At 70.5% G+C, this 17,419-nt stretch carries 15 protein-coding genes; 7 read left to right on the top strand and 8 right to left on the bottom strand.

The features are described 5' to 3' along the window. Positions 1-181 precede the first annotated feature (181 nt). Positions 182-388, top strand: coding sequence for a hypothetical protein (locus tag ACIBO2_RS08645; protein ID WP_358551202.1), 207 nt, complete (start codon positions 182-184; stop codon positions 386-388). Continuing rightward, positions 379-1,875, top strand: a complete 1,497-nt coding sequence (locus tag ACIBO2_RS08650) for a glycosyltransferase family 39 protein (RefSeq protein WP_358551200.1) — start codon at positions 379-381, stop codon at positions 1,873-1,875. The genes ACIBO2_RS08645 and ACIBO2_RS08650 overlap by 10 nt, the downstream gene beginning before the upstream one ends. Before the next feature lie 39 nt (positions 1,876-1,914). On the opposite strand, the gene ACIBO2_RS08655 is transcribed toward ACIBO2_RS08650, so the two are convergent. The 6 genes from ACIBO2_RS08655 to ACIBO2_RS08680 form a co-directional block, all read right to left on the bottom strand. Then, a complete protein-coding gene (locus ACIBO2_RS08655) occupies positions 1,915-3,132 on the bottom strand; it encodes a hypothetical protein (protein ID WP_358551198.1) in 1,218 nt (405 codons plus the stop codon). Positions 3,133-3,197: 65 nt separating this feature from the next. Further along, entirely contained in the window at positions 3,198-3,599 is a 402-nt protein-coding gene (locus ACIBO2_RS08660) for a hypothetical protein (protein WP_397296049.1), read from the bottom strand. Next, positions 3,596-5,716, bottom strand: coding sequence for a right-handed parallel beta-helix repeat-containing protein (locus tag ACIBO2_RS08665; RefSeq protein ID WP_397296051.1), 2,121 nt, complete (start codon positions 5,714-5,716; stop codon positions 3,596-3,598). The genes ACIBO2_RS08660 and ACIBO2_RS08665 overlap by 4 nt, the downstream gene beginning before the upstream one ends. Positions 5,717-5,817: 101 nt before the next feature. After that, on the bottom strand, positions 5,818-6,426 hold the full coding sequence (locus tag ACIBO2_RS08670) for a TetR/AcrR family transcriptional regulator (RefSeq protein ID WP_358551192.1): 609 nt from the start codon (positions 6,424-6,426) through the stop codon (positions 5,818-5,820). A 7-nt stretch (positions 6,427-6,433) separates the two neighbouring features. Further along, entirely contained in the window at positions 6,434-7,990 is a 1,557-nt protein-coding gene (locus ACIBO2_RS08675; RefSeq protein ID WP_358551190.1) for an MFS transporter, read from the bottom strand. Between the two features lie 90 nt (positions 7,991-8,080). After that, positions 8,081-9,307: an MFS transporter gene (locus ACIBO2_RS08680; protein WP_397296054.1), complete on the bottom strand. Its 1,227-nt coding sequence runs from the start codon at positions 9,305-9,307 to the stop codon at positions 8,081-8,083. 148 nt (positions 9,308-9,455) lie between these two features. On the opposite strand from ACIBO2_RS08680, the gene panB reads away from it, so the two are divergent. From panB to ACIBO2_RS08695, 3 genes are all read left to right on the top strand, one after another. Further along, the gene (gene panB, locus ACIBO2_RS08685; RefSeq protein WP_397296056.1) at positions 9,456-10,286 is read left to right on the top strand and encodes a 3-methyl-2-oxobutanoate hydroxymethyltransferase; all 831 of its coding nucleotides are present in this window, start codon (positions 9,456-9,458) and stop codon (positions 10,284-10,286) included. Between the two features lie 97 nt (positions 10,287-10,383). After that, positions 10,384-11,571, top strand: a complete 1,188-nt coding sequence (locus ACIBO2_RS08690) for an AAA family ATPase (RefSeq protein ID WP_358551184.1) — start codon at positions 10,384-10,386, stop codon at positions 11,569-11,571. 99 nt (positions 11,572-11,670) lie between these two features. Further along, positions 11,671-12,912, top strand: a complete 1,242-nt coding sequence (locus tag ACIBO2_RS08695) for a S8 family peptidase (protein WP_358551182.1) — start codon at positions 11,671-11,673, stop codon at positions 12,910-12,912. Between the two features lie 112 nt (positions 12,913-13,024). Here ACIBO2_RS08695 and ACIBO2_RS08700 read toward each other — a convergent pair whose 3' ends face one another. Further along, a complete protein-coding gene (locus tag ACIBO2_RS08700; RefSeq protein WP_397296058.1) occupies positions 13,025-13,936 on the bottom strand; it encodes a serine/threonine dehydratase in 912 nt (303 codons plus the stop codon). A 48-nt stretch (positions 13,937-13,984) separates the two neighbouring features. Continuing rightward, the gene (locus ACIBO2_RS08705) at positions 13,985-15,157 is read right to left on the bottom strand and encodes an aminotransferase class I/II-fold pyridoxal phosphate-dependent enzyme (protein ID WP_358551178.1); all 1,173 of its coding nucleotides are present in this window, start codon (positions 15,155-15,157) and stop codon (positions 13,985-13,987) included. Between the two features lie 59 nt (positions 15,158-15,216). On the opposite strand from ACIBO2_RS08705, the gene ACIBO2_RS08710 reads away from it, so the two are divergent. Next, positions 15,217-16,650 carry a PLP-dependent aminotransferase family protein gene (locus tag ACIBO2_RS08710; RefSeq protein WP_397296060.1) on the top strand — a complete coding sequence of 478 codons (1,434 nt, stop codon included), beginning with the start codon at positions 15,217-15,219 and terminating at the stop codon, positions 16,648-16,650. 72 nt (positions 16,651-16,722) lie between these two features. Then, positions 16,723-17,409: an alpha/beta hydrolase gene (locus tag ACIBO2_RS08715; RefSeq protein ID WP_397296062.1), complete on the top strand. Its 687-nt coding sequence runs from the start codon at positions 16,723-16,725 to the stop codon at positions 17,407-17,409. The last annotated feature ends 10 nt before the right edge of the window (positions 17,410-17,419 follow it).

The raw sequence follows: 17,419 nt of genomic DNA on the forward strand, positions 1-17,419 counted from the left end.
AACCGGCGCCTGCACCGGCGCCTTCAGACGTCACGGACGTCGCCGGAGCAGCGAAGATCGGCGACGAGGTGCTAGCAATATGATATCATCCAGATATCAGGCAGCACTGAGGCTCGTTGACTGCTGGACTCATCATGAGCGCGAACACGGGCAAGGACATGTCCGCACGTCGAATTGGTCGATGGCGGCGGTCGCAGGCGCCAATCGCACGGCGGCCGAGCGCGAGATCTTCGGCCCGCGCGGCGAACGGCCCTCGCCGACCGGATCCGTCGAGCGGGGTCGATCCGGCCGCCACCTCTTCCGGCTGGTCCTGCGCCACGGCGATCGCGAACGCCCTACCGATACGACCGGTGGTGATCACGACCGATGGTTGACGGCGTGGATGTGACGAGATCGCCAACGGGTTCCCGATCGTGGGCGGTGCCGTGGCCGGTGTGGCTGGTGGCCGGGCTGATGGTCGCCGGGTTGCTCAGCCTGTCGGGGGCGTACGGCTTTCATGGTGATGAGATGTACTTCGCGGTGGCGGGGCGGCATCCGGCGTTCGGGTACGTGGATCAGCCGCCGCTGACGCCGTTGCTGTCGGCGGCGGCGGTCGCGATCCTGGGGGCCTCGCCGACGGCGGTGCGGATCCTGCCGGCGCTGGAGATGGCCTCGGTCGTGATGATCGTGGGGTTCATCGTCCGCGATCTGGGTGGCTCGCGCCGGGCGCAGGTACTGGCCGCGGTGACGGCCGGCATCTCGGGGTATCTCGGCGCGGGGCACCTGGACACCACCACCGAGCCGGACCTGCTGGTCTGGGCGGTGGTGATGTGGTTACTGGTGCGACTGCTCGCCGGCCGGGATCGGCGGCTGTGGGTGGCGGTGGGGCTGAGCGCGGGCATCGGGCTGGAGAACAAGGACACGCTGCTGTTCCTCGCCGTGGGGCTCGTCATCGGGGTGCTGCTGTGCCGGCGCTGGGAAGTCGTCCGCTCACCGTGGGCATGGGCCGCGGCCGTGATCGCGGTCGTGATGTGGGCACCGAACCTGGCATGGCAGGCCGTGAACGGCTGGCCGCAGCTGACGATGGCCTCGCGGATCGCCGGGTACGCGGCGACGAACCGCGCCCAGGCCCTGCCGTTCCTGTGGCTGTTCACCGGCCCCTTGCTGTTCCCGGTCTGCGTCATGGGCCTGGTCTGGGTGCTGGGGTCGCGGGCGGCCGCGCCTTGGCGACCGCTCGGGGTCGCCGCCCTCGTGGCCATGACCTTGGTCCTGCTCAGCGGCGGCAAGGCGTACTACGCGATCGGCAGCGCCGCGCTGTTCATGGCGGCCGGCGGGATCGTCCTGGACAAGTGGATCACCCGGGGCCATCGACGGCTCAAGATCGCGGGGTTCGGCGCGGCGGGCGTCGCCTCCGGTGGGCTGATCGCGCTACTGACCCTGCCGGTCCTGCCGGTCGCTGCTTACGCCAAGACCACCCTGCCGGCCACAGTGCCCGACGTGGCCAACCAGATCGGCTGGCCACAGTTCGTGGCGAGCGTGGAACAGGTCGTGGCCGGGCTGTCCCCGGCGCAACGCGCCCACGCGGTGATCCTTGCCAACAGCTACAGCGAGGCCAGCCCCCTCATCCTCCTCGGCAAGGGCCTGCCGCCGGTCCACTCCGGCCACAATTCCTACTGGACCTGGGGACCTCCGCCCGCCGAGCGCACCGTCGTCGTCCACGTCGGGGACTGGCGACCGGCTAACTGGACTCAGTACTTCACCGGCTGCCGGGACGTGGCCCGTATCGACAATCGGCTCGGGATCGACAACGGCGAACAGGGCAAGCCGGTCACAGTGTGCACCGGCATCCGCGCCCCGTGGACAACGATATGGCCCGCCCTCCGCACCATCAGCTGACCCGGCAAGCCCGCCTTGACCAGCAGCACCGCAGCACCCTCAGGCGAAGAGCAGGGTCAGGCCCCCGATCGTGTAGCAGAGCATCAGGATGAACAGCGGGATCTGTCCCGCCACCGCCCTGTCGGGCCGCAGCAGGCGGACGGAGCGGTCATGCGCGGCGACCACCCCCACCACGTGCCCGATCACGATGGCCAGCACCTGGACCGTGGCGATCGTGGCCGGGCTGACCACGTTCTGGTCCACCGAGGCGTCGAGGCCGAGTGACAGGATGATGGCGCGCTGGCCCTCTATGACCAGCAGCGAGAAATAGTGCGCGATCAAGTAACCGATCGCGATCGGCACCAGCGAATGGGCGAAGCGGGGCGCCAGTCCCCTGGTCCCGCCGATCAGTCCGGCCAGCCCGAGACAGGCGCCGTACAGCACCGCCACCCCGGCGATGGCCGCCAGCAGGCCGAGCGTGCCGAGCCCCGCCCTACCCAGGGAGCCGGACTGCAGGGCGTTCACCCAGACGGGCGACGAGGAGAAGCCGTCGTAGCCGGTGCCGCCGAGCAGTACGCAGACGGTGGCCACCAGGCCGGGAGCCGGTTCGAGGGCGTCGAGGCCGTCGAACGGATTCCGCAGCACCGGCTTGCCGTCGGCCCGCCTGCCGAAGGGTGACAGATGGCCGATCAGGGTCGAGTACCCCTCGAACGGGTCGCCCCTGGACAGCCACACGTGGCCGTACACCAGGGTCCCGGCCAGCTGCGCCGTGCCGTACAGGCCGCAGAAGACCAGCAGCGTCGCGGGCGCGGCGGGCTCGGGCGCGACCAGCTCCATCCAGGTGTACGCCAGCAGGCCGACGGCGGCGGGCCAGTAGCCGAGCCGCGGCGGCAGTGGCGCGCGCGGCCGGTCGGGCAGCAGCCGGAACGGGTTCAGCACCCGCCACACCGGCCCGAACAGCAGCGAAGCGGGCACGAGCCCGACCCAGAAGAGCACATACACCAGGTACGGGCCGGCGTTGCCGTCCGCGGGGCCGACCACGAGCCAGACCAGCGTGTACGCGACGGCCAGGAGGGTGAGCACCCGCAACGGCCGGGCAGGCGGCCGCAACGGGAGCACCCACCCCGCCCGATCGCCACGGAAGCGGGAGTCCGCCCAGAGCAGCCCGAGCGCCAGGAAGGACACCACGAGCGCGGCGAATGCCCCGGCATAGGCGTAGAAAAGCGGAATCGGCAGATCGCTGCGACTACCCACCCCATGCGCCAGCACGCCAGTCACCTATCTGCCCACCGTCTCGACCGCGCGCCCGGCTACTTGGGCGCCCGCCGTCTCGACCGCGCCCGTCATCGAACGGCCACCTGGGTGAGTACGAGCTTGCTCCGGTGTGCCTCCACCTGGAACACGCCGGTCAGGTCCGCCGTGAACCGCAGCGTCACCGGCTCGCCGGGTCGCAGCTCGGCCTTGAGGTCGTAGCCGTGCACATGTACCTCGTCCGCGACGTCACTGGTCACCGTGATGCTGACCGGCTGCCCTTTGGCCATCTCCAGCCACCCCGACGGCGGGCTCACCTTGCCCCCGGCGATGACGATCGCCGCGTTCGACCGCGCGCTGGGCTCTCCAGTGGAGACCTCGTGGCTGTTGCCGGGATTGTGGTGGGTCTGTGACAGCGGCCCGCACCCCGCAACCAGCACACACGCCAGAGCCAACAGCAGCGCAGGCGCCAGGGCGACGACGGCTCGCCTCACGCCGGCACCCCGGCCTCAGCCGACGCCGTCTCCGCCGTACCGCCGCGCCGCCTGGGCGCCAGGACGACCACCGCGCAGAGCACCCAGAACCCGGTGAGCAGCCCACGAACCCAACCAGGCCCCAGCGGAATCATCGGGATCAGATAAACCACCCGGTCGAACGCGTCCAGGGCAGCCAGCAGCCCCAGCACGATCGTGAACCAGCCGAACACCGGCCGCCCCCGCCGCACCGCCGCGCCCAGGCAAAGCCACCAGCCCGCCATGAGCAGCAGCGCGAGCGCCGCCACCAGCGTCCCGCCCGTGGCGGCGGCCACCACGTCGAACGCCAGCGCCAGGAACCCGCACAGGCTCCCGGCCACGACCAGCCGGTGCCGGTACTCGCTGCGCGCGGCCATCGCCGGGGGCACCCCGTTGGCCGCCGGGTCGCCCTTGCGCCGCCGTACGGCCTGGCCGGTCCGCCGCCAGAACAGGGCCGCGATCAGCGCGAGCACGGCCGAGCCGCCCAACGCGAGCTGGGCCTCCACCTTGCCGAGGCCGGCGGCGCCGAACCAGTCGCAGCCCGCGGGCAGCCGCGCCTGCGCGGCGCTGAAGTCGGCGCACAGGTAGAGCTTGATGAGCTTCACCGGCTCGGCCAGCCAGCGGCTGGAGCCACCGGACAACGCGGGCGCCTCGGCCGCGCAGACCGGCAGCACCGCGGGCGAGGACCGGCCCACGTCGGCCTGCCAGCAGTTGCCGGTCCCCTGGCCGTCCCACCAGACGTCCAGAGCGTTGGGGCGCCGCTCGCCGGTGGGGCTCACGCCGAAGACGTTGCCCTCGTAACGGTTGTAGTTGGAGGTGTCGGCCTGCTTGGCGAGGTCGTTCTCGCCCCTGATGAACGCGGGGACGCCGAAGAGCCCGAAGGCCGCGCGGTTGTGGCCCCAGATCTGGTTGTTCTTGAAGACGTTGTAGTTGCCGCCCGCGACCAGCACGCCGGTGCCCGGCGGGGCGCCCGTCTGGGAGCAGACCACGCCCTGCTCATAGCCGCGCTGGGCGGGCGGCTTGGCGCAGGTGCCGTTGCGCGTGTACTCGTAGTAGTCCTTGTTGTTGTCGTGGATCTTGTTGTTCTCGAACTTGGCGTGGTTCTGCGGCAGGCCGGGGTGGCTGGGCCAGAGGCTGTCCATCGTGGCGCCGACCATGTTGTCGTAGAACTCGTTGTCGTGGACCCACATGGAGTCGCCCGCGGTGCCGGAGTATCCGAGCGCGTTGTCGTGGCTCTTGCAGCGGCGGATCTCGATGGCGTAGCGCGGGACCTCGTGGCCGCGGCCGTTGTTGAGGTTGGAGGCACTGCCGGGATAAAGGCCGCCGTCGCCGTTGCCGTACGCCTCGCAGTCGGTGTAGAGGCCGTGGTCGCTGGCGAAGGTCAGGAAGCCGTACTCGTCGTTCCAGCGGGTGAGCACCTGGTCGATGACGAAGCCGTCGGTCTCCAGGATGTACAGGGAGTTGAAGGTGGTGCGCTGGGCGGTGAAATTCCTGAAGTAGACGCCGTCGGTACGGTCGGCGCGGATGGCGTTCAGCTTGCGGTATTGAGCGTCGACGATCACGTCGAGAGGGGACGCGCCGGTGCCCTCGATCTGGAGGTCCTTCTTGCCGAGGATGGCGACGAGGTTCTGGTTGTGCGGGCAGCGCTGCTGCTGTTCGAAGGAGAGGATCTGGTAGCCCCAGGTGGACCAGCGGGCCGGGAGGTGGGCGCAGTCGCCGGTGGGGGCGGCCTGGCTGGGCTCTTCCTGGTAGAGGCCGGGGAGTACGGCGATGGTCATGCCCGGCCGGTCGACCTTGTCGACGGCCTCCTGCAAATCCCTCACCCCCTTTTCCCGACATTTCGCGAAGAGGTGGAGGTTGCGTTGTTTCAGGACCTCCGGGAAGGTGGCGATTCTTCGGGCGAAGTCGTCCGCGTCTGTTTTACAGACCAGCAGATCGGGCTCCGCCCCGCGTAAGCCGGGTCGTAAGACGGGTAAGGTGCCCGAACCGTCGGGCAGCGTGACCGGGCGCTCTTCGTGGGCCAGCGCCGGGGCGGCGAGCATGAGCAGCAGGGACGAGCTCAGGGCGACAACGGTGGCGAACCTGCGCATGGGGGGCATGGCCGCGAGGCTAGAACAGGACTCATGTTCTGCCTAGAGCCAAGATCAAAACGGCCGGGAGAATCTCCCGGCCGTCCGAATCTCCATCCTGAGAGCTGATCTCAGCCCTGGGGCCCGATCCCCGCTATGACCGCGTCGACGATCCGCTCGGGCAAGTCTGCGGGCAGGTCGCCGGCGGGCGCCCACTTGGTGTGGTGCATCATGGTCCCGGACAGCATGGCCATGGCGAGATCGACGTCGAGGTCCGGCCTCAGCTCACCAGAGGCGACGCCACGCTCCAGCGTGCCGCGCATGGCCAGCTTGCGCGGCTCGACGGCGCGCTTCATGAAGCGCTCCATCAGCCGCGGGTAGCGATCCGCCTCGCTCATCGCGATGTTCATCACGCACCGGCCCCGGGCCTCGCCCGCTTCCTTGCGGATCACTTCCAGCAGGACGATCAGGTCGTCGCGCACCGACTCTTGGAGTAGCGGCGGCAGCGGTGCCCTGAGCGTGGCGAGCGCGTCGACCACCAGGTCTTCCTTGTTGGACCAGCGCCGGTAGATGGTCGTCTTGCCGACGCCCGCCCTCGACGCGATCGCCTCGATGGACAGCTCCGACACGCCCATGCCCTCGGCGATCAGATCGAGGGTCGCCTCGATGATCGCCTTCTCGGCCTTTTCGCTGCGCGGACGGCCCGCCGGACGGGCCGTCGTGGATTCCTGGATCGTCATCGCGGCCTCACACTACCGCTGGTTCTTTCTTTTCCACCTGCTGGACCGGGCGCGCCTTGCCCGGCATCCACTTCAGCACCACCAGCACACCCAGCAGCGCGATGACCGCGGAGACCAGGGCCGTGGTGTGCATCCCGTGGAGGAAGGCGTTGAAGGCGGGCTGGATGAGGGCCTGCCCGTGCTGGCCGAGGGCGTGCGCGGCACCGACCGTCGCCATGATCGACTCGCCGGCTGCGTGCTGGGCGTCGGCCGGGAGGCCGAGGCCGGACAGGGCGGGCGCGATCTCGCCCCGGTAGCTGGAGGACAGCACCGAGCCGAGCACGGCCACGCCGAGCGCGCCGGAGATCTGGCGGACGGTGTTGCTCATGGCCGAGCCGACACCGGCCTTCTCCCTGGGCAGCGCCTCCATGATGGCGGTGGTCGCCGGGGGCATGATGTTGGCCATCGCGGCACCCTGCACGAAGAAGATGATCTCGATGATCACGATCGGCGTGCTCTGGTCGAGGAACGCGTAGCTGGTGAGCGCCGCGGTGACCACCAGCATGCTGACCACGGAGGAGAGCTTGGCACCGAAGCGCTGGTTAACCCGCTGGCTGAGCGGCGCGAAGATGAGCTGCGCCGCGGCGAACGGGATCATCAGCGCGCCCGCCTGCACCGGGGTGAAGCCCAGCACGATCTGCATGTAGAAGGTCAGGAAGAACATCCCGCCCATCATCGCGAAGAAGACGATGCCCATCATGCCGATGGCGGAGGAGAACCGGACGTTGCCGAAGTTGCGCACGTCGAAGGCGGGGTGGTCGGTACGCCGCTCCCACCAGACGAACGCCGCCAGCACCGCCACACCGATCAGCGTCGGGGTGAGCACCTCGGCGGAGGCCACGGTGGCCAGCTCGCCGCCGCGAATGATGCCGTAGACGATGGCGACCAGGCCGATGATGGACAGCACCACGCCGATCGGGTCGAGCTTCGACGGCTTGGGGTCACGCGACTCCGGCACGATCGTGCCGATGAGGATCATGCTGATGATCACGATTGGCACGTTGACCAGGAAGACCGAGCCCCACCAGAAGTGCTCGATCAGCACCCCGCCGGTGATCGGGCCGATCGCCACCGCCAAGCCGACGCCACCGGCCCAGACGCCAATGGCCTTGCCGCGCTCGCTCGGCGGGAAGACGTTGGAGATGATGGCCAGGGTCGCGGGCATGATGGCCGCGCCGCCGATGCCCATCGCCGCCCGAGCCAGGATCAGCTGCATCGGATCTTGTGCGTAGGCACTGGCCAGCGAGGCCAGGCCGAACATCAACATGCCGATGAACAGCATCCGCTTGCGTCCGGTGCGGTCACCGATCACCCCGAAGGTGAACAGCAATCCGGCGAACACCAGCGTGTAGGAGTTGATCGCCCACTCCAGCTCGCTCTGGGTCGCGCCCAGACCGACGGTGGGGTCCGCGATGGTCTTCATCGCCACGTTGAGGATCGTGTTGTCGAGCACGACCGCCAGCAGGCTGAACACCAGCACGCCGAGGATGGGCCAGCGGCGTGGATGTCCTGTGTTCGCATCCATGGAAGCACCTTAATTTCGATACGCTTGAGTTTCGCAACGCTACCGTATCGCAAAGATATTCCGATACGCAACGGACTCGTTTCGTAAGGGTTAACTCGTGGCGACGACTGGCTCGGCCGGCTCCGTGACCACGGTCGGTGGCGCCTCGACCGACTGGGGCCGCCGCCGCCAGAACGGCAGCGCGACCAGCACCATCGCCACCCCGATGAGCCCGGCCACCACGAACGCCCAGGCGGGGCCGTGCGCGTCGATGATCGCCCCGGCGACCGGCGCGGAGAGCGCGCCCCCGATCAGCAGGGCGGTGCCGTGGAAGCCCATCGCCTCTCCCCTGGCGCCCGCGGGCACCCAGCGGCTGACGGTGTCGACCGTGGAGGACAGCGAGGGGGCGCAGAGCACACCGGCGGGCAGCAGGGCCAGCATGAGCCACCACCAGTCGCCACCGGCCAGCGAGGCCAGAACGGTCAGCAGGCCCATGCCCGCAATGAGGGCCAGGGGCGAGACGCCGCGCGACAGCCCACCGTACACGAAGCCGCCCGCGAGTGAGTAAAGGCACCAGATGGCGACCGCGAGCCCGATCCACGGGGTCTGCCCGGCATGCTCCATGGTGCCGACCAGGGCGAGCTCGGTCGCGGTGAGCACGAACGTGGCCGCGGCCACCGTGCCCAGCAGCGCGACGAAGGCGGGCGTGAGCCACTGCCGCCGGGGCACCTTCATCGCGGGCGCCTTCAACTCCTCGGCCGACCGGGTCGGCGGGTTGAGCGCGATCAGCGCCACGCCCGAGCCGGTCAGCCCGACCGCGATGGCCGCCAGCGTCGGCCCGCTGCCGAGAGTGGTCATCCCGGCCACGGCCAGCGCCGGGCCGACCATGTAGGCGAGCTCGACCAGCATCGAGTCGAGCGAGAAGCCGGCCCTGCGATGCTCGACCGGCACCATGGCCGCCAGGCACTGCCTGATCACGCTGAACACCGGCTGCCCCAGCAGCCCTGCCACCGCCGCCGCCACGACCAGCCCGGCGTACGGCAGCGCCCACGCGCCCGCCCAGAACGCCGCCTGCGCGGCGGTGGTGACGGTGAGGATCGGCCGCAGACCGTATTTGTCGACGAACCTGCCCGTCAGCGGCGACCCGACGGCCATGCCGACCGTGCTGGCCATGGTGACCAGCCCCGCCTGCCCGAAGCCGAGCCCCAGGCCGTTGACGACATAGAGCGTCAACGCCATGCCCGTCGCGGTGGTGGGGATGCGGGCGATCAGGCCCACCAGGAGTAACGTCCGCACGCCGGGCAGCCGGAACAGCCGCTTGTAAGGGTCGAGAGCCATGTTGATTGCTTACCTCCAGGTCCATTGTGGCAAGGGGCACCGACAATTCCGCCACTGGTTATCGCCGTACGCGGTCAGCCTCGTGCCATCATCGGAAGGGTCCGGGTACGCCACAGGGGCGCCTCGAGACTTCACCGGAGGGTTTGTCATGTCCTCTTCCACCACTCTGTACGGCGGCGCCACGGGCCGCCGCGTCACCGTCCGAGACCTGATCGCGGCCAAGGAGCGCGGAGAGAGGTGGCCCATGGTCACCTCCTACGACGCGATGACGGCCCGCGTGTTCGACCAGGCGGGCATCCCCGTCCTGCTGGTCGGCGACTCGGCGGCCATGGTCGTCTACGGCTACGACTCCACCCTGCCCGTCACGGTCGACGACCTGCTGCCGCTGACGGCCGCCGTCGTCCGCGGCTCCACGCGCGCCCTCGTGGTCGCCGACCTGCCGTTCGGCTCGTACCAGGGCTCGGCCCAGCAGGCGCTGGAGACGGCGGCGCGCTTCATGAAGGAGGCCGGCGCGCACGCGATCAAGCTGGAAGGCGGCCGGCGCGTCCTGCCGCAGGTCGAGCTGCTGGTCTCGGCGGGCATCCCGGTCATGGGGCACCTCGGCCTGACCCCGCAGTCGGTCAACGTCCTCGGCGGGTACCGCGTCCAGGGGCGCGGCCAGTCGGGCGATGAGCTCATGTCGGACGCCAAGGACCTCGAACGGGCGGGCGCCTTCTCGGTGGTGCTCGAATGCGTGCCCACCGAGCTGGCCGAACGGGTCACCGCCTCGATCGCCATCCCGACGATCGGCATCGGCGCGGGACCGGCCACGGACGCGCAGGTGCTGGTGTGGCAGGACCTCATGGGGCTCACGCCGCGCCCGGCCAAGTTCGTCAAGCAGTACTCGGGGCTGGCCACGGAGATGGACCGCGCCGTGCGCGCCTTCGCGGCCGACGTGACCTCGGGCGCCTTCCCTGAGGCCGGCCACTCGTACGAATGACGCGAGTGACCGGCCACGGCCAGACCCCTGGACACATCCCGACAAATGGGAAAAAGTTTATTGACAGCTTATAGTCCGGCCGGTTGGGGTGCGCGTCATGCCTTTCGTGGGACGAGAGCACGAACTCCGCCAACTGGCCGACGCACTGAGCCGTCCCCCGCTCGTCCTCCTGATCGAGGGCGAGGCGGGGGTCGGCAAGACCCGGCTGCTGCATGAGCTCACCGGCCAGCCGATGCTCATCGGGAGCTGCCACCCCATGCGGTTCCCGTACGGGCCGGTCGTGGAGGCGTTGCGGGAGGTACGCCCGCTGCGCGACCTCAACCCGATCACCGGGGCGTTACGCCCGTTCCTCCCGGAGTGCGGCCATCTGCTGCCGCCCACCCCGCCCCCGATCCAGGACGCGATGGTGGAACGGCATCGGCTGTTCAGGGCGGTGCTGTCGCTGCTGGGTTCGCTGCGGCCGATCACGCTGGTGGTCGAGGACGTGCACTGGGTCGATCCGGGGACCAGGGAACTGCTGGCGTTCCTGGCCCGCTGCCTGCCCGACGGGGTCAACCTGGTGGTCACGTACCGCACGGAGGACCTGAGCCATCCCGTGACCGAACTGCTCGCGCATCTGCCACCGCGGATCGACCACGCCGAGATCGCCCTCGCCCCGCTCTCCACCGCCGAGACAGCCCTCCTGGTCAAGCATCTGCTGCCGGGCGCGGCCGACCTGTGGCCGCTCACCGGCGGCGTACCCCGCGCCATCGAGGAGCTGACCCGCATGCTGGCCGACGGCCAGGAGCCGGGCACGCCGCCCGCGCTGCGCGACGCCGTGCTGGTGAAGCTGGCCGCGCTGCCGCGCGCGGCGCGCCACATCGTGCAGGCGGCCTCCCAGGTCGAGCATCCGGTGTGCGAGGACGTGCTGACGGGCGTCGCGGGCGTGCCGCCGGAGCAGGGCGAGCGCGGCCTCACCGAGGCGGTACGGTGCGGCCTGCTGCGCGAGTGGGCACCCGGCAGGTACGGCCTGCGCCAGCCGCTGGTCAGGCAGGCCGTCTCGGAGACGATCACCCCGGCGGCGAGCCGGCGGCTCCGGCGCAGGCTGGCCGGCCCGGCCGTACCTCAGGGCACGCTGTCGCCGCGTGAGGAGGAGGTGGCCAGGCTGGCCGCGGACGGTCTGACCAACAAGGAGATCGCCGAGAGCCTGTTCCTGTCGCCGCGCACGGTGGAGGTGCACATCGCCAACGCGCTGCGCAAGCTCGGCCTCACCTCACGCAGGCAGCTCAACGTCGGCACTACGTAGTCGCGCAATACGTGTCCTCCACGTATGGCCGCGAGCGCGCTTCTGACTCATGTTTTCTGTGATCCCCATCCAATCCCCCAGGAAGGGTTCACACCTGTCATGCGACCACGCACCCTGATGCTCGCATCGCTCGTCGGCGCGCTGGCTCTGTCCGCGGCGCCGCTCCCCGTCTCGGCCGCCGCGCCGGAGACCAGCACGTACATTGTCCAGCTCAACCCCAACGTCCGCGCCGGCACGCAGGCCGCCGCCCAGGACCAGGTCAGCAGGTATGGCGGGCACCTGATCGGCGTCTATGAGGACGCCTTCAAGGGTTACACCGCCACTCTGACCGCGGAAGCCGCCGAGAAGCTGCGGCAGACCCCGAACGTGCTCACCGTCGAGAAGGACGCCGTCGTCACGGCGTTCGCGCAGACCGTCCCGACGGGCGTCCGGCGGATCTTCGCCCCCTCCAACCCGAACCTGGACATCGACGGCGTCGACGACGTCCAGATCAACACGGACGTGGCCGTCGTGGACACCGGGGTGGACTACACCCATCCCGACCTGAACGTGGTGGCCCGGACCAACTGCGTGACCGGCGTCTGCGTGAACAACACGGGCACCGACGACAACGGCCACGGTTCGCACGTCGCGGGCATCATCGGCGCGCGCGACAACACCATCGGCTCCGTCGGCGTGGCCCCGGCCGCCCGCATCCACGCGGTGAAGGTGCTCAACGCGGCCGGCTCAGGCACCCTGTCGGCCATCGCCGCCGGGCTCAACTGGGTCGTGGCCCGCGCCTCCACCATCGAGGTCATCAACCTGAGCCTCGGCTGCAATGGATGCACGAGCAGCGCGATCAGCACCGCGATCACGAACGCCACCAACGCCGGCATCGTGGTCGTCGTGGCGGCGGGCAACAACCACGCGAACGCCTCGTCGTTCTTCCCGGCCAACCACCCCGACGTGGTCACTGTCTCGGCGCTGACCGACAACGACGGGCTGGCGGGCGGCCTCGGCGGCAGCACGCTGTCGTGCCGCAGCGAGACCGACCAGGACGACACCTCGGCGTTCTACTCCAACTTCGGCGCCACGATCGAGATCACCGCACCCGGCACCTGCATCTACTCGACGTGGATGAACGGCGGCTACAACACGATCAGCGGCACCTCGATGGCCAGTCCGCACGTCGCGGGCGCGGCCGGCATCCTCACCTCGGGCGCCCGCAAGCCCACCACCCGGGCAGGGGCGCTGGCCGTGCGGAGCAAGCTGATCTCCACCGGCAACTCCAACTGGACCGACGACTCGGGCGACGGCGTCAAGGAGCCGCTGCTCGACGTACACGACGCGACGCAGTACTGACCCCTCCACCTCACTGACCGCTCCCCCTCACTGACCGCTCCCCCTCCAGGTGCCCGGCACGCCGGGCGCCTGGAACGGCGGTGTCAGGCCGGCGTGGCGCCTGAACGGCGGGTCAGGCGAGCGTGGCGGGGTCGGTGTTAGCGCCGCACACCACGACCGCGACCCGCTCGCCGTCGGCGGGCACGTACGCCCCGGACAGCAGCGCGGCGTACGCGGCCGCTCCCGCGTGTTCGGTGGCCAGCCGGTGCTCCTGCCAGAGGGCATGGCGGGCGGCCACGATCGCGTCGTCGGACACGAGCACGCTCTGGACGTCCGCCCGGGAGAGGACATCGTAGGCCACGCCGCCGACCTGGCTCGCGCCCAGCGCGTCCGCTCCTACACCGCTGACCTGCACCGGCACCGGATGGCCCGCCCGCAGCGCCTCGTGCAGGGTCGGGCACAGCACCGGCTCGACGGCGACGATCCGCGGCCCGCTCCCGACACCGACCGTGATGCCCGCGGCGAAACCGCCGCCTCCCACGGCCACCACCACCGTGTCCACCCCGCCCGTCTGCGCCATCAACTCCAGACCCGTGGTCCCCTGCCCCGCCACGACCTCCGGCTGGTCATAGGCGTGCACCGTGAGCGCCCCGGTCTCCGCCGCCCGCTTGGCCGCCGCCTCCGCGGCCTCCGAGTAGATGGCCCCGATCTGGTTGATCTCCGCGCCCAGCCGCCGCAGCCCGGCCACCTTCACCGGGCTGGTCACCTCCGGTACGAAGATCTCCGCCCGGACGCCCAGCGCCCTGGCGGCGTAGGCGACGGCGAGCCCGTGGTTGCCGCCGCTGGCCGCGATCACCCCGCTCGGCGGCAGCTCACCGGCCGACAGGATGCGGTTGAACGCCCCCCGCACCTTGAACGACCCCGAGTGCTGCAGCTGCTCCAGCTTGAAGAACAGCCCGGGAGAGATCTCGAGCACCGGCGTACGCAGCACATATCCGCCGATCCGCGCGGCCGCGCTCGTCACGTCCTCGTACGTCACCGTCATCGAGATCTCCCTCCGAAGCATTTAGGCATTTTCCTAAGTCCCTAAGCGCTATGTCAACGCCTGCGAGATGTCCGCCCACAGATCCTCGGGGTGCTCGATGCCCACGGCGATGCGTACGGTGCCCTCGCTGACCCCGTGCCTGGCCAGCTCCTCGGCGCTGAGCCCGAGGTGCGACGTGGTCGCCGGGTGCATGACGAGCGTCTCGACACCGCCCAGCGAGGGGGCCAGCAGCGCCAGCTTGATCGAGGCCATGAACTTCTCCCCCGCGGCCCGGCCGCCGACGAGATCGAAGGAGAACACGCCGCCGAAGTCGGGCAGGAGCTTGGCCGCCAGCTCGTACGACGGGTGCGACGGCAGTCCCGGCCAGTGCACGGCGGCGACCGCCGGATGCTCGGCGAGCCGGGTGGCGAGCAGGCGGGTGTTGGCGCAGTGGCGTTCCATGCGCAGCGCCAGCGTCTGGATCCCGCGCAGCGTCAGCCAAGCGGCGAACGGGTCCGCCGAGGCGCCCAGCTTCGTCGCGAAGCGCCACACCTTCTCGTACAACTCCTCGTCGGCGAACACCGCGATGCCGCCCACCACGTCCGTGTGCCCGGACAGGTACTTGGTCGTGGAGTGGACGACGATGTCGGCGCCGTGTTCGATGGGACGGCACAGTATGGGCGTGGCGAAGGTGTTGTCCACGACGGACACGATGCCGAGCTCGCGCGCGACGGCGAACATCCCAGGCAGGTCGGCGACCTGGGCGATCGGGTTGGCGATGGTCTCCAGGTAGACGAGCCTGGTCTCGGGGCGCACGGCGGCGCGCAGGGCGGCGGGGTCGTCCTCGGGCACGTAGGTGACCTCGACGCCGAACCTGGCGACCAGGTCGTTGATCATCCCGGCCGTCCCGCCGTACAGGGCCTTCTGGGCGATCAGGTGGTCGCCCGGCTTGAGCAGGCCCAGCAGCACGGTGTTGATCGCGCCCATGCCGGAGCCGGTGGCCATGGCGGCGACTCCCCCTTCCAGGCCGGAGACGGCCAGCTCCAGGGCTCGGACGGTGGGGTTGCTGTAGCGCCCGTACACGAACGGGCCGTCGGGGCGGCCCATAGCGTCGGCCATGATCGCCGGATCGTCGAAGACGAAGCCGGAGGTCTGGTAGATGGGCATCGTGATCGGACGGCTGCCCTCGATGGGTGGCTGGGGCAGATGCACGGCTCGGGTCTCGGGGTGCAGTTCGCTCATACAGCGAGAATGTCCCAAGATGTGGCCTTTTGTCAGATCCAATGATAGAGAATTGGTCCATGAATGGGGCCAATCTCGATGACCTCGTCGACCTGCTGGGCCGCTGGGCGTCCGGGCGCGGGCCTCTCTACCTGCTGCTCACCGGCCGCCTGCGGGCGCTCATCGACGACGGCGTACTGCCGCCCGGCGAGCAGTTGCCGCCCGACCGGGCGCTGGCCAGGCGCCTGGCGGTCGGCCGGGGCACCGTCGTGGCCGCCTACGACCTGCTCCAGCAGGAGGGGCGTGTGGTGCGCCGCCAGGGCAGCGGCACCCGCGTCGCGGCCTGCGACCTGCCCTCGACCCGCGCCACGGACAGCGTCGTCGCCAACCCGCTGCTCCTGCACATCCTCCATCCCCCGGACGGCGTACAGCTGCTGACCTGCGCCGCCCCCGACGACCCGCCGCCCGAGCTGATCGAGGCGTACCAGGAGGCGGCCGCCCGCCTCGCCGGCGTGCGCGACCTGGGTTACCAGCCCGCCGGGAACCCCGCCCTGCGCGAGGCCGTCGCCGCCTACTACCGCGAGCGCGGCGTGCCCACCACCGCCGGGGAGATCCTCATCACGAACGGCGCGCAGCAGGCGCTGACGCTGCTCGCGGGCCTGCTGATCTCGCCGGGGGACATCGTGCTGACCGGGTCGCCGACGTATCCGGGCGCGCTGGAGGTGTTCAGGCACGCCGCCGCGGCCGTCCGGCCGGTGACGCTGTCCCCGGTCCCCGCCGAGGCGATGCGCGAACGGCCCGCCCTGGTGTACGCCGTGCCGACCGCCAGCAACCCCGCCGGTTCCATCATGGAATCGGCCGACCGCAGGCGCCTGGCCGCCCTCGCCGCCGAGTACGACGTGCCGGTGATCGACGACGAGGTCTGCGCGGAGCTCTGCTTCTCCGGTGAGATCCCGCCGCCGCTGGCCGCGTACGGGTCCGGCGAGCAGGTGATCACGATCGCCTCGCTGAGCAAGCTGGTCTGGGGCGGGCTGCGGGTGGGCTGGATCCGGGCGTCCGCGCCGCTGGTCTCGCGGCTGGCCCGGCTGCGGGCCGTACACGATCTGGGGGGCGAGATCCTCGGCCAGCTCGCCGCCGCCACGCTGCTGGGACGACTGGACGAGATCAGGCGGGCGCGCGTACGGACGTTGCGGGCGCGCCACGAGCACCTCTGCGCCGAACTGCGCGAACACCTGCCCTCGTGGGAGTTCGAGCCCGCGCGCGGCGGCCAGACGATCTGGGTACGGCTGCCGCGCGGCGAGGCCGACTCGTTCGCGCAGGTGGCGCTCAGGCACGGGGTGGCGGTGCCGCCGGGGCGCTCGTTCGACCCGCTCGGCGGGCATGCCGAGTACACGCGGCTGCACTTCCTGTTCCCCGAGGAGGAGCTGTCGCGGGCGGTCGCCGGGCTGGCGCGGGCCTGGCGCTCGTACGACGGCGCCCACGAGCCCGCCGCCCGCCACACGCTCATCGTCTGATCCGCTGTCCGCTAAGTCCGCCGACAGCTGACATCGGCGTCGCCGGATCACCGCGTGCGAGAAAGTGGAAGCATGAACGTGACGTTCGTGCTCGTGCACAGCCCGTCAGTGGGGCCTTCGACCTGGACGCCGGTGGCCGAGGCCCTGGGGCGCAGGGGTTATGCCGCCGTGGTGCCCGACCTGACCGGGGTGGCGCGGAGCGGCTCGCCGTACTGGCCGAAGGTGGTCGAGGCGGTGCGCGCGGCCGCGCCCGAGACGCCGCTCGTGCTGGTCCCGCACAGCAACGCGGGGCTCTTCCTGCCGGTGATCAAGGAGGGGCTGGGCGAGCGGGTGGTGTCGTGCGTGTTCGCCGACGCGCACATCCCGCCCCGTGACGGGCTGGTGCGGGCGGCGCAGGAGGCGTTCCTGCCGTTCCTGCGCGATCTGGCCGACGACGACGGCGTGCTGCCGCGCTGGTCCGACTGGTGGAGCGACGACGACGTGGCCGCCATGCTGCCCGACCCGCGCGTCCGCGCCACGGTGGTCGAGGAGCAGCCGCGCCTGCCGCTCGGCTACTACACCGAGCCCATTCCCGTCCCCGCCGGGTGGGACGCGGTCAGGTGCGCCTGCCTCTGGTACGGCCCGCCCTACGACAAAGTGGCCGAGGAGGCGCACGAGCGGGGCTGGCCGGTGCTGCGCACGCCCGGCGAGCACCTGCAGCAGGTCGTCGATCCCGAGGGGGTGACCGACGCGCTGCTCAAGCTCTCGCGGAAGTCGTGAATTCTTCACG

The sequence above is a fragment of the Nonomuraea sp. NPDC050022 genome, assembly GCF_044460705.1.
Taxonomy (GTDB): domain Bacteria; phylum Actinomycetota; class Actinomycetes; order Streptosporangiales; family Streptosporangiaceae; genus Nonomuraea.